Annotated in this window: 11 protein-coding genes, 1 tRNA gene and 1 pseudogene; 10 read left to right on the top strand and 3 right to left on the bottom strand. The window is 35.8% G+C overall.

Translation table 11 applies throughout. The annotated features are described in order from the left end of the window. Positions 1-161: 161 nt before the first annotated feature. Positions 162-404: a hypothetical protein gene (locus J4051_RS00865; RefSeq protein ID WP_208231719.1), complete on the bottom strand. Its 243-nt coding sequence runs from the start codon at positions 402-404 to the stop codon at positions 162-164. Between the two features lie 162 nt (positions 405-566). On the opposite strand from J4051_RS00865, the gene dusB reads away from it, so the two are divergent. Continuing rightward, positions 567-1,559, top strand: a complete 993-nt coding sequence (gene dusB / locus J4051_RS00870) for a tRNA dihydrouridine synthase DusB (protein WP_208231720.1) — start codon at positions 567-569, stop codon at positions 1,557-1,559. Positions 1,560-1,828: 269 nt separating this feature from the next. Here dusB and J4051_RS00875 read toward each other — a convergent pair whose 3' ends face one another. Continuing rightward, positions 1,829-3,031 (bottom strand): ABC transporter permease, encoded by a 1,203-nt coding sequence (locus J4051_RS00875; protein WP_208231721.1) that lies wholly within the window; start codon positions 3,029-3,031, stop codon positions 1,829-1,831. Next, positions 3,032-3,427 (bottom strand): 30S ribosome-binding factor RbfA, encoded by a 396-nt coding sequence (gene rbfA / locus J4051_RS00880; RefSeq protein ID WP_208231722.1) that lies wholly within the window; start codon positions 3,425-3,427, stop codon positions 3,032-3,034. It abuts the gene before it with no gap. Between the two features lie 310 nt (positions 3,428-3,737). Here rbfA and mce point away from each other — a divergent pair, with 310 nt between their 5' ends. From mce to J4051_RS00930, 9 genes and pseudogenes are all read left to right on the top strand, one after another. Further along, positions 3,738-4,142, top strand: a complete 405-nt coding sequence (gene mce, locus J4051_RS00885) for a methylmalonyl-CoA epimerase (protein WP_208231723.1) — start codon at positions 3,738-3,740, stop codon at positions 4,140-4,142. Between the two features lie 49 nt (positions 4,143-4,191). Next, a tRNA-Ile gene (locus tag J4051_RS00890) sits at positions 4,192-4,265 on the top strand. A gap of 312 nt (positions 4,266-4,577) precedes the next feature. Next, entirely contained in the window at positions 4,578-5,477 is a 900-nt protein-coding gene (locus J4051_RS00895) for a hypothetical protein (protein ID WP_208231724.1), read from the top strand. A gap of 94 nt (positions 5,478-5,571) precedes the next feature. After that, positions 5,572-5,868 (top strand): helix-turn-helix domain-containing protein, encoded by a 297-nt coding sequence (locus J4051_RS00900; protein WP_208231725.1) that lies wholly within the window; start codon positions 5,572-5,574, stop codon positions 5,866-5,868. 4 nt (positions 5,869-5,872) lie between these two features. After that, positions 5,873-7,927: a DUF5906 domain-containing protein gene (locus tag J4051_RS00905; protein ID WP_208231726.1), complete on the top strand. Its 2,055-nt coding sequence runs from the start codon at positions 5,873-5,875 to the stop codon at positions 7,925-7,927. Between the two features lie 57 nt (positions 7,928-7,984). Next, a pseudogene (locus tag J4051_RS00910) lies at positions 7,985-9,226 on the top strand (DNA polymerase). A 26-nt stretch (positions 9,227-9,252) separates the two neighbouring features. Then, entirely contained in the window at positions 9,253-10,122 is an 870-nt protein-coding gene (locus tag J4051_RS00920) for a hypothetical protein (protein WP_208231728.1), read from the top strand. Between the two features lie 73 nt (positions 10,123-10,195). Further along, positions 10,196-11,443 carry a site-specific integrase gene (locus J4051_RS00925; RefSeq protein WP_208231729.1) on the top strand — a complete coding sequence of 416 codons (1,248 nt, stop codon included), beginning with the start codon at positions 10,196-10,198 and terminating at the stop codon, positions 11,441-11,443. A 630-nt stretch (positions 11,444-12,073) separates the two neighbouring features. After that, positions 12,074-13,252, top strand: coding sequence for a hypothetical protein (locus J4051_RS00930; protein ID WP_208231730.1), 1,179 nt, complete (start codon positions 12,074-12,076; stop codon positions 13,250-13,252). Positions 13,253-13,386 lie beyond the last annotated feature (134 nt).

A 13,386-nucleotide genomic window follows, 5' to 3' on the forward strand; every position in this document is an offset into this window, starting at 1 on the left:
GATTTTGGGCATATATGATTATGGAAAGATAGGTTATGAAGCAAAAGATTGACCTGATTTTCAAATCTTTCAATAATGGTTAAATTCTATGTATCAAATAGTTGCTCAATAATATTTAAGTAAGAATTTTTGGCAGCAAGAGACCAAGTTATTTGCATCAATTACTTTTTGAGTTGCTCAATTTTCTGTCTTGCCGCCAGTATGACTTCATCGTGTGTAATGGTTCTGCCATTCTCTAAATCGTCCAGACCTTTTTGAATTTGCTTTTTTTGAACTTTGGAAAGTTGCTCATACCAATCAGAATTGCTATCATTTTTGATGGCATATAATTGGGCGATGATGGTATCATCTTGCAATGATGTCAGCCAACTTATTAAATCTAATTTTTTAGCTTCTAAAGTCATAATATCAAATTTATGAAATATTATTATAAGGAAAAGAATTAAACATGAAAGGGTTAAAAAGTAGAATCTATTACTATAAACCAAACAGGTTTCCAAATCCTGATTGGTCTTAAATAACTGCATTTGGAGAAAAATAGCTAATTTTGCACTAAAATTTCTACAGTGATAAAAATAGGCGACATACAACTTCCAAATTTTCCATTGCTTTTGGCACCTATGGAAGACGTCAGTGATCCACCATTTAGAGCCTTGTGCAAAGAGAACGGTGCCGATGTGGTGTACACCGAATTTATCTCCAGTGAGGGATTGATTCGTGATGCAGCAAAAAGCATCATGAAATTGGACATCTACGAAAAGGAACGTCCAGTAGGCATTCAGATTTTTGGAGCCAACTTGGACAGCATGTTGAAAACTATTGATATTGTCCAAAAATCCAATCCTGATATTATTGATATCAATTTTGGCTGTCCAGTAAAAAAAGTAGTCAGCAAAGGCGCTGGTGCAGGAATTTTGAAAGATGTGTGCCTGATGGAGAAATTAACGGAAGAAATGGTCAAACGTACCAATTTGCCCATCACCGTAAAAACCCGTTTAGGCTGGGATCATGACTCCATTAGAATTGTTGAGGTTGCTGAGCGTTTGCAGGATGTGGGTTGCAAGGCTATTTCCATTCACGGACGTACGCGGGCTCAAATGTATAAAGGCAATGCCGATTGGAGGCCAATTGCAGAGGTAAAGAACAATCCGAGGATGCATATCCCTGTCTTTGGTAATGGCGATGTAGATACCCCAGAGAAAGCCATGGAAATGCGTGATGCTTATGGACTCGATGGATGCATGATTGGCCGTGCCAGTATCGGCAATCCTTGGTTCTTTAAACAAGTCAAACATTTTTTCAATACGGGTGAACATTTGGATCCAGTTTCGTTGGAAGAACGCGTGGATGCCGCAAGAAGACATCTACAAATGGCCATCGATTGGAAAGGTGAAAAATTAGGGGTTTTTGAAACCCGACGCCATTATACGAACTACTTTAAAGGCATTCCGAATTTTAAGGAATATCGCACCAAAATGGTAACGAGTGATAACGCTTCAGATGTATTTGCTGCGTTTGATGAGGTGCTGGGAGCTTTTGCTGGCTATGAGTTTGTGTAAATAGCTGGAAGCTGGGAGCACGAAGTTTGGAGAGGGTAGTGGGTAGAGGGTTAGAGTATGTATGTTGGACTTATAAATATTGATCACGATTGATGTTTTTGAAGATTTAATCGTAAAAAAAACAGTACCAAAAGAATTTTACCTTCCATACAATTGGAAAGTAAATGGTAAGTTTTTCAGTACCAAGTCACGCTCGAGCCGATAAAATTTATCCTGAATCCTGAATCCTGAATCCTGAAACTTGAAACTCGAAACCCCGAACCCGAAGTCTAATTCTGCATCAACTTTTCATTGATCCGTCCAGAGGCAATTTTGGAAGCAATCAGACCTAAAACCGCAATGGTTACCAAAACCAGAAGAATATTCACAACTTGGACTTTAACGGGATACGGTAGTGAGGGCGTAATCATTACCAATGCGAATTGCTGTTGTAGCACCACAAGTATAAAACCTATCAAAACGCCGGCAAATCCACCTAAAACAGTCATTAAACTACCCTGAAGGAAGAACACACGACGGATATCTTTAGTCGTAGCACCAATATTATACAGCGTGTTTAAAGAGCCTTTTTTGTCTAAAATCATCATGATCAGGGCGCCAATCACATTAAATAAAGCGATGATGATAACTAAAGTGAAAATGAGATAGACCACCAAATTTTCGGTATTCAACATTTTGTAGAGTGAATCGTTCAACTGTGCTCTGTTTTTGACAATAACAGCCGTATTAAAACCTTCTAAAATCGCTTTTCTAACTGTTTTTTCATCGACGTTTGGCTGGAGTTTAATTTCAATGCTGGTCACTTGATTGTTGGCGTAATCCATCAAGTAGCGTGCGTTTACAATATCAGTATAAACATAAGTGCCGTTGAGATCTTCATTCACATCAAAAACGCCAATATTGACCATGTTTAATGAATTGAAAGCTCCTTTTATTGAAGTGATTTGCCCCACGCCCGGCTTTGGAACATAGATGTTCAGGGCTTTTCCATAATCCAATACCCCAAAAGATAGTTTGTGCGCAATGCCCCAACCGGAAACCAATTGGCCACTGCCTTTTTCAAACCATTGCCCTTGGATGAGCATGGAATCAATGCTGGTCACCTCCAAATAATGTTCATCCACCCCTTTTAAGGAAGCCAATAAATTCTTATTATCGAATTCCATAATGATGCGTTCCTCAATGATTCTGGAATAAGATGCAACTCCCTCGATTTTTGATAACGCCGTAGAGTCTTTTTCCGTAAGTAAAAATGATTTTCCTTGAGCAGGAAGAATTTTGAGGTCAGGATCTACAAAAGAGGAAAATTCAAGGCTAAAATCCTTTAGCCCAGCAAATCCTGAAAGAACAATAAACAAAGCCGCAGCGGCGACCACCACACCAGAAGCGGCAATAATGGTCATGATATTGATGGCATTATTACTGCTTTTGGTAAAGAGGTATCGCTTAGCGATGTAAAGCGAAAAATTCAATTACTTTTTTTTACGTTTATCCAGTAAATCAGCGTCTCTTATTGGATCTTCTTCGCCTCTTAAAGATTTATCAATGCGCTCAATATACTCAAGAGAATCATCAATAAAAAACTCCAAATTGGGCATTCTACGCAGTTGATGTCTCGTGCGTTGCGCCAATTCATGACGAATCAACGCCGTGTTGGAACGGATTCCGACCAGCAAATCTGCAGCTGCCTTATTAGGAAAAATACTCAAATATACTTTGGCCAATGATAAATCGGCCGTTACACTCACTTTACTCACCGAGATAATAATACCGCGCATACCACCTTTAGTTGCTGCACCTTGAAGCACGTCAACCAAGTCTTCCTGCAAAATGCCTCCTATTTTTTTCTGTCTATGACTTTCTTCCATGTTTCGTTTTTATAAAAAAGAGCATCAACTCTTGATTTAATTTATTAAATTAAAGCCAAATAGGGCTTATCACCTGCAAAAATAGAGCATATTTAAGGAATATTGTATTTTTGAAAGCATAAAGTTGGAATGAGTACTGTTGTAGTGCTATGTTTTTGACTTTTGATTAATTGAAATAGAATTCCACCACTGTTTGCTGAAAACAATGCGTGGGAGATTAATAAGATACCTGCCTTCGCAGGTATATAAAGAGATTCCCTCCCGATAGCTATCGGGATCGCGGGAATGACAAGCCTTCGCGGGCATTACTATGAAAAAAATAGAACATATAGGCATAGCGGTAAAGGACTTAGATGTCTCAAACGACCTATTCGCCGCACTTCTTGGAAAACCACACTATAAAATTGAGGCCGTGGAAAGCGAAAGCGTTCGCACCTCATTTTTTGAGGCAGGCCCAAATAAGATTGAATTATTGGAAGCAACTTCAGTTGATAGCCCCATAGCCAAATTTATAGAAAAGAAAGGGGAGGGGATCCATCATATCGCCTTTGCTGTGGATGATATCGAGGCGGAAATTGAGCGGCTTTCAAAAGAAGGATTTGTTGTATTAAATAAAACGCCCAAGAAAGGCGCAGATAACAAGTTGGTGGCTTTCTTACACCCAAAAAGCACCAATGGTGTTTTGATTGAGTTATGCCAAGAGATAAAATCTTAAAATTGTTGTAAGATTTTAAAATTAGTAGTAATATTGCATCCTCTTAGCCGGTCCTATAGCTCAGCTGGTTAGAGCACTTGACTCATAATCAAGTGGTCCCTGGTTCGAGCCCAGGTGGGACCACAATCTACAGTACCTAAAGCCTTGATTGTCAATTAGATAGTCAAGGTTTTTTTTGTTGAGCTAAAACATATGCTCAAACCTTTACCGAAACCCTTACTGTCATTGGCTTTCTACACATAAGGTAGTATCAAAAGATTATTATTATTATGAAGAAGTGATTAAGCTTTGTTGAAAGTAAATTTCATCGCTCCGCTTTAATATACTGTACCTAAAGAGGTGTAGAATGTTTCCGTTTTCGGCAATGGTTGGTTTTGACTACTTTTGATTATTAGTATTATCAAGTAGTCTCACACAAGTCCTGTTTTTTGAATTATGAGTAGAAGATATTCGAGAATAAACACTGCGATAACACAGATTCCAATTGTTTCTGCGGTGAAGGTATTTAGTTTTGTAGATAAATTATTTGAGAATAAATTTGACAAACATTACTTCAAGGACCATTTCTGGAATTATAACACAGGAGAACAGCACTTTATTTGCTACTATTTAGAACTCTATTTGAACAACTCTGAAAGAACTTCATTTTTAAATAATTGGCTTAATCAACAAGAACGCATTTATCATGATGCTGGCGCTGCAGAGGAATTTCTCGATTACAAAGAGGAATTTACGCTTAATAAACAACACTTGGTAGCAATACTCGATTCTTATAAAAAAACAGCAGAGAGACGCTTTAAAATGCTTTTGAAACACAAAGTCTCATTTGATCAATATTCGGATTATTTTAATCAAGGACAGATTGACTATAAAATTCAGCTTCATAATAAACCTTCTGATTTTAAATTATTCTTTTTGGATGCAATGAATGACGTAATGACAGAACAGGATGCTCTTGCGTTTTTCTTTAATGCGTTTGAATTTGGTACAAATCTCAATCATGCTAAACTACTTTTCATTGAGTTAGATAACCTTACTGATATTAAAGAGAGGATTGATTTAGTTAAGAAGCACTATGATGAGGAGTATAAATACGTGTTGGAAAGCAAACTTAAAGCATATAATCAGAAGATAGATGAACAGATGAGTTCAAGGAAAAGTCTATCGGAGAAACAAAAAGAATTCTATACGAAAAGGGGGTTAGAACCTCCGACCCTCACCGATTTTGCCAAAATCATGTATAATGCTTTTCCTGAAGTTCGCGATAGAGCTATTGGGAAGAACTTAGACCACTTCTTAAAAAACTATGGTTCCAATCTTTTGGACAGAAAATAATTATATCTCGTAATAAGTGTAAAAACTCAATAAGATTACGAGAAGGGCGAGCACGCCCAACTTCACCCTAATTTTGATCCAGAATGTACGAGTTATGGATCAGAAAGCACTACAACATCATGTTTTAAAGGTTTTTTCGGAATTAGAAAGCCGAATAGCACAGCGTATTATCGATGCACTATCCCAACAGCCTAATGCCGTTACTGGGACGCTGGTAGCGAGTGAAAACCTTTTAAAAGATGGTCAGTTGTGCGAAGCTCTTCAGATTTCAACTTCACATTTTTATAAAATGAAAAAAGCTCACAGAGACTTCCCTGTTTATAACGTACATGGCGCCAAGCGATATAAACTTTCCGAAGTAGAGCAGTTCATCAAATCCTTAAATCAATAACATTATGAAAATGAGTTTACCATCAGTAAATCAAATCGCTTTTAAACCTTGGTTCGTAATTGAGGAGGGAAAAGACGTTGGAAAGGTTAAAATACCAACTCTAAACTTCGTCAAATTTCTTGGAGAACTCGGTTTTCGATATGCACAAATAAATGGTGCTTATCAAGTCGTCAGAATCGAATGCAAGGTTGTCTACACAATTAAAGATCATTCTGAAATTATCACTTTGATAAAAAAGTGGTTAAAAGATAATTCAGAGAATAACATCATAGATGGTTTGTTTGTTGACCAAATCGAAAGTGCTTGGATCAACAAGACACCACAATTATTCAGTCCACTTAACCTTAAGTTTTTGCCAACCACCGAAATCAAAACACATTTTGATTCAGAAGACAGTTGTTTTCTTTACTTCAAGAATACAGTAGTGAAAATAACCAAACATGATTATGAACTTCTCGATTACAGAGAACTAGATGGCTATATTTTTAAAGAGCAAATCATTAATAAACATTTCAATCCGAAAAAAACCAAGGGACTATTCAGAAGGACCAATTTTGCTCAATTCGTTTACAACATCTCAGATCAGAAGATGAAGCGTTCTAAGGCTTTTTTATCACTTATAGGATATTTGCTTCATCGCTTTAAAAAGGCTTCAAACACCAAGGCTATTATACTTCTAGATCAAACGATAAATGAGCTGAACGCTGCACATGGTGGAACAGGGAAAAGTCTTCTAATAAAAAGCTTAAGCTATTTCAGAGAATTGTGCGAGCTGCCAGGTAAGGATTTTACTAGCAACAGCCAATTTTCGTTTCAAAGAGCGACATCAAACACAAACATCATATCAATCAATGATGTTAGAGCCAATTTCGATTTTGAGATTATGTACGGGCGTATAACGGATAACTTCACGATAAATAGAAAATACAAACAAGAAATTGAAATCCCATTTGAGCGGTCTCCTAAAATCATACTGTCATCCAACTTTATGATTAAAGCACCTTCTGGACATAGTACCGAACGCCGTAAATATGAGATAGAACTTTCGGAGTATTACGGACCACATTTAACGGTGCGTGATGATTTTAATCAACAGTTTTTCGAAGACTGGAATGATTTTGACTGGAACGAAGTAACATTATTTATGATCTTTTGTGTTCGCTACTACCTAAATCATGGATTGGTAGAAGCTGAGCCAATTAACCTATTACAGCGTAGACTAATTAGTGAACTAGGCTCCGACCTTTTGGAGTTCTTGGACGAAAAATTTTTTGAAAAACTTAAACATCATAAGAAGGAACTATTCGATGAGTTTAGAAATGGTGGCTATGGGGATAAACGCTACGCACCTACTCAGCGCACCTTTACAGTGAAACTCAAGAAGTACTGTGAGTACAAGAATCTTAAATACAAGGAAACACCGTCAAATTCGAAAGCTTTTTTTGAAGTCATAAAGGATACTGAACATTGCCTGTTGACGATGGATGATGTGGATACCAATTATAAAACAGTGGACACTCCAAACAAAATGACGCGATTGGTTAATAAGATGACACGACATTTTGAGGACAATCCAAATGAAGTCTTGGCCATTGATTTGGAAACTACAGGTTTGGACTGTTTTCAGGATGACATTGTGTGCTTGGCATTGACCTTCGAAAAGCGAACTGGTTATAACGTGATTTTTCCAAAGCATAAAACCAAAGTATTATCCTTTATAGAACCCCTAATTCCATTTTTGAGTGCAGAGCATATCACTAAAGTGCTACACAATGCGAAATTCGACCTAAAGTTTTTACATCGTTATGGCATCACCGTATTAGGACGTATTGAAGATACCATGATTCTTGATCACTTCTTGGATCCTAACCGAAAGACACATGGCCTAAAGGAGATTTCAGTAATGCATTTGGGCTATAAGCAAATCAATTTCCAACAGATGGCAGGAGAAAAGTTAATTACTGAAGTACCTATCGATGAATTGACCACCTATGCTTGTGAAGACACGGATCTCACCTATCAATTATACCATTATATCACTAATCAATTAAATCAATAAAGAATGGACCAAAATATACTGGACTTAGAATATAAAACACTCCATGTGGTTATGAAGATGGAGCTTGACGGTGTGAAAATAGATGTTAAAAAGTGTGAACAAACACTTAAAGAGCTGAAGAAGCTTCGTGAAGTATTTGTCGAGCAAATTAATGAGTTTTCTAAAGATGAAATCAATCTAAAGAGTCCTCAGCAGTTGCATAAGCTGTTGTTTGAGACACTTCAGTTACAGCCTAAAATAGATAAAGTGGGTAAGAACGGATGCTACTCCACAGACAAATCACACTTGAGAAAATTAACGGATCAGCACAAGATTATTCAATTATTGCTCGATTATCGTAAAACGATTAGTCTGATTAATTTCTGTAAACAGTTACAAAACATAAATCCTGTAACTAAAAGACTTCACGGACAATTTAACCAAATAGGTACAGCAACGGGACGCTTTAGCTGTAGTAAGCCTAATCTACAGAATATTCCCAATGTCAAGGTAAAGAATGGCGAGACCAATCGGCTAAAAATTCTGGAATCTTTATTCAGAGAGATGTTCATTCCTAAGAGAGGATGTCAGTTTGTTTGTGCGGATTATTCTCAGATTGAAATACGCGTCGTTACTGAAATGAGTCAGGACGAGTTTCTTTTAAAAGCATACACTACTAAAGATCAATATGGAAATAATTTAGATGTTCACAGATTAACTGCCGCAGAAATTTTTGGTATAAAGTACTCTGAAGTTGTTGATGAACAGCGCTCAATAGCAAAGAGCATCAACTTTGGGCTGATCTATGGTAAGACTGCTTTTGGATTGTCTGCATCACTAACAGAAATAACAGACAAGCCACATTCTGTAGAACAGGCGCAAGAGATTATGTCTAAGTATTTTGAGAGATTTAGCGGTGTCAAGCGATGTTTAGATGATTTAATAAACTGTGCTGATAAACATGGTTATTCAGAAACCGTATAAGGTAGACGACGTCCAATTCCACAGTTATCATCGAGTAAATTACTTGAGCGTGAAGCAGGTAAACGGTTAGCTATGAATTCTCCTATTCAAGGTACAGCAGCAGATATTATCAAAATGGCTATGGTTGCCTGTGATAATCAAATTACAAACAGAAATTTGAAATCCAAACTTATACTTCAAGTTCATGATGAGTTGGTGTTTGAGGTGCCTGATAATGAAATGGAGATCATGGAAAAGTTGGTCAAAGACACAATGGAAAATGTTGTAAGACTGTCTGTACCACTTGAGGTGAGTTTAGAAAAAAGGATCAAATTGGGCTATGTCCCATTAAACTGAATTATTAACCAATAAATATTAGAACAATGGAAGTGTTATTCAATTATCAATATGACTATATAAAGCTTAAGCTTTATAACGTCGATACGAACATTATAAACTGGTGCAGTTTAATACCACATGAAAACTTAAAGAGACATTATACACTCAATTCTAACGGTCAGTATTTCGATAAAAATTTTGATTTATTTATAGACAAAGGAAATAATATTACAATCCGCACAAGCATTCCGTATTTGGTTTATGGTCATAATTTTAAATCGTTCGATTCGCAGAGTTTATCAAGAACTCTTAATTCGTTAACGGACTTATTAGGAATTGATCTATCTCACGCAAAGATTCACGAGTTAGAATTTGGGGGATATCATAAAATTAAGGATTCATCGCAGAGTTACATTAAAAACCTTGTTGGTATAAAGGACTATGAAATAGAGAAATCAACTTCAACAATGAAGATGTTTGGCGATAGCAGAGGATTTCATTTTAAGGTATATGATCCTATTGCTAATGCAAAATCTAAAAGAACGTTTTCAATCAGTCAGTATCCGAATAAATCTTTGATTAAATATGAATTAAAGATGTCAAACTCGAAAGACTTTACAGTGGAGGAATTGTGTACTCAAGAAACATTTGAAGATTTTAAACTAAAGTTAAATTCCGAGATAGGCAACCTGATTATTCAGGAAGAATTGAAACATGCGCCTCTTGAAACTTCAATAATCCATATTCTGTATGCAACACTTAAAAATATGGAGCAGAAACTTGGATTGAGTGTTTACTCACAAATTTCTAATGTATTGGATAAAATGAGATTAACACCTTCTCAAAAGAGCAAGCGTAAGAAAACATTATTCACATTAGAAACCACATATAACTTACAAAGTAATAAAAGATAACCAATTAATATCAAAACTAGGGACCTCACATAGATATATGGTGTAAGGTTGGTCCAATTAAAACTGTAAAATTATGGCAACATTAAAATTTGTATTAAACAAATCGCAACATCAGAAGAAAGTTAAAAGCCCAGAATCAATGCTTATGCTGAGGTACACGCACAAGAAAAAGGTAACGTACTTTACTTCTCACAAGAACATGCGAGATGAGCATTGGGATGCTAAAAACCAAAAAGTAAAAAGAAGTTATTCAGGTTCGGATCGCTTCAACATTTATTTATCTACTATCAAACAGAAAGTAGAAGATATAGTAAATGGTCTTTTGATAAGTGGAGAGGATCCCGCTACCACTTATGTTAAGCGTTTATATAACGAAACGAAGGTTGAACAACTTAAGAAAACGCAATATACATTTTTCGAATACGCAGAGCATTATCTACAACAAAGCAAAAAGAGCAAGAGCGAAGGTACCTTAAAGACTTATCGAACAGTATTGAACCAATTAATAAAGTATAAACAGTATTCAGGAATCCAACTTGATTGGCACAATATTGATATGGATTTTTACTATGACTTTCAAGAGTTCTATACTGGCGTTCAGGGTTTTTTAAATAATGGTTTTGGTCGAGTAATAAAAAATTTGAAGGTTATACTGAATGATGCTACTGACAGGGGTTATAACACGCATTTAATGTACAGAAATAAAAATTTCAAGACTGTTAGGGAAGAAGTTAATAACATTTATTTAACTGAGGATGAGTTGAAAAGAATGATTGACCTCGACTTAAGTTATAACAAATCAATGGAGCGTGTTAGGGATCTGTTCATTGTTGGGTGTTATACAGGGTTGAGATTTAGTGACTTTAGCAGACTCAAGAAAGAGAATATTATTGGGGAGACATTTAAAGTTAAAACGATTAAAACTAATGAATGGGTTACAATACCACTGATGGACATTGTAAAAAACATCATGGAGAAGTATAAGGACAACCCAAACAGTTTACCTAAATCTTGTGTTAATCAAACAATGAATAAACACCTCAAGGAAATTGGTAGACGCGCAAAAATCAACGATACATTCCTAAAAGTGCGTACCAAAGGTCGGAATCGCCAAGAGATCTCTTATAGGAAATATGATTTAATTACTACTCATACGGCTAGACGCTCTTTCGCCACCAACATGTTTAAGCGTGGTGTCCCTTCTCATGTAATTATGAAGATTACAGGGCACCGAACTGAAAGGGCATTTTTAACCTATATAAAGGTGTCGCAGGATGAAAATGCGGAAATAATGCTAAGGTTTCTATCGCAGTCGGCATAGGTTGGTATCGCGTAGTGCATAAATATAAAAGCAGACGGAGCAAAATTCCATAGTAAATCCTCAAAGACTTTACACAATGAGCGTAAAAAGAGCAGATTTTGAAATCATGGAACAAGAGACTTTGTTGCATACTTGGATGATTGTGACATATCCTATTCAAAACTTAAGCACGTCCCTTTACTCTGTTTAAGCATCACTGATATTAAAACAAATTTCATGTCATAAAACACTATAGGCAGGGATTATTGAATATCCCACAATAACTGATTACCCTCAAAATACGATCATGGAATACAGTATTTAATTGAAAAAAGTGTATTGAGTGATTGATTGAAATTTTTAGTCATAAGTTCTATGTATATGACCGAAAGATGAGAATTAACCTAAATAGTTTATTAACTTTACGATTGAAATATTAAAGATATAGCGTTAGCTATTTATTCTGACTCGAGAAAACTGGTAATTTTTGAACGTGTACAAGATAAATGGACTCAACGCTCACGCTTTGGCGTGGGCTTGGTTTATTTGTACACGGGTATACCAGTACCTCTCGAACGGTAAGCTAAAGTTCCACGCTTTTTCGTTTGTAAAACTCTCTATTCGGAACTATAGAGTCTAAATTCCTTAATCATGAAGAAAGTAATTATTGTCGCTTTCCTTTTATTCGGTCTAAATTCATTTTCTCAGCAGAAAAAATTAATTGATTACTTTTTTTCAAGCGAGTATTCTGAAAAAGAATTTAAATGGAATATCGGGGTTTCGGAGCTTCAGATGCTTAAAAAGGATAGAGAACTCATTGCCTCTGCTATCAAGAGATACTTACCTAATGGATCGGAAATAACCCTAGTGGAATACTATCAACCTTATAATAACAAAATTGTACACACAGTACAAAAAACAAGTTTGACAAATCAATTCAAACGAATTGATGAAACTGTTATGCAGTACCCAGATTCTGACTGGGAAATTTTATCTGATAAGTACAAGAGTACTTTTACTTCAACTAAAACAGATTACAACGAGTATATTGACTGTATTGCCGTAAGCAAACATTCTAATGATTTCGGCTTAAACACTGTAACAAAATATTATGCTTATGGCATTGGGCTGGTAAAAGAGGTTGCTTTTGATTCTAAAGACAAGTTGGTCTATAGTAAGCAATTAGTTGATAAAAGAACACCTCCATCTGATGAGAGCGTAACAATTGAAAGAAAATTAGATTCGTTAAGAAAAAATACATATTCTTTTAGTGAGCAGCATCCTGAATTATTTGATGAGTTCGTCAAGAAATATACTGATGAGGTGATTTTAAGATTAAAACGTTTGCCGCAAATGCAATTGAATACACGTGGAAGTTATTGGAAGTATGCTTTCAAGCCGACTGAGAAAATAGATGAGCAACCAACAATAAAGTATGAGAGGTTTTATAACAGAGTTTATTCTGATGTTTCTCCATCAATTAAATACCTCAAAGACCGTGAAATTAACAAACTACTTAGAGTTGCCATCAAGGATGATGAATTTCCTTTGGTATGTCTTAGTTTTCTTGGAGAGAATGACTGTTTTAAAATGTCAACAATTATAGATATTGAGAACTTCAGGATTGCGCTAAAAAAGGGTGTAACTATTATAAAAAAGTCCTCTAAAGATAAATTTAGATTTTTTGAAAAGAGTTTAGATGAGAATGTAAAGTATAAGATCGAGGATTTGATGAAAGCGCATCAAAAAGGAAAGTATCTCGTCAGTTATTATATTGGTGATGTAAATAATAAAGATGCGTCAGAGATTGCAGTTGAGATTATGAAATAAAGAGTTTCTTTCAGTGTCTTTTTATTAGAGAGGAAGGCACTCAAAGAAACTTCGGAAGATCAATGATTTAATCTAAGTTCTCCGTACGAAAGAAATACGACATAACCTCTTGAAAAGCTAACTTGCAAGTTATT

It is taken from the genome of Gelidibacter pelagius, assembly GCF_017581925.1.
GTDB classification, from domain to species: Bacteria; Bacteroidota; Bacteroidia; order Flavobacteriales; family Flavobacteriaceae; genus Gelidibacter; species Gelidibacter pelagius.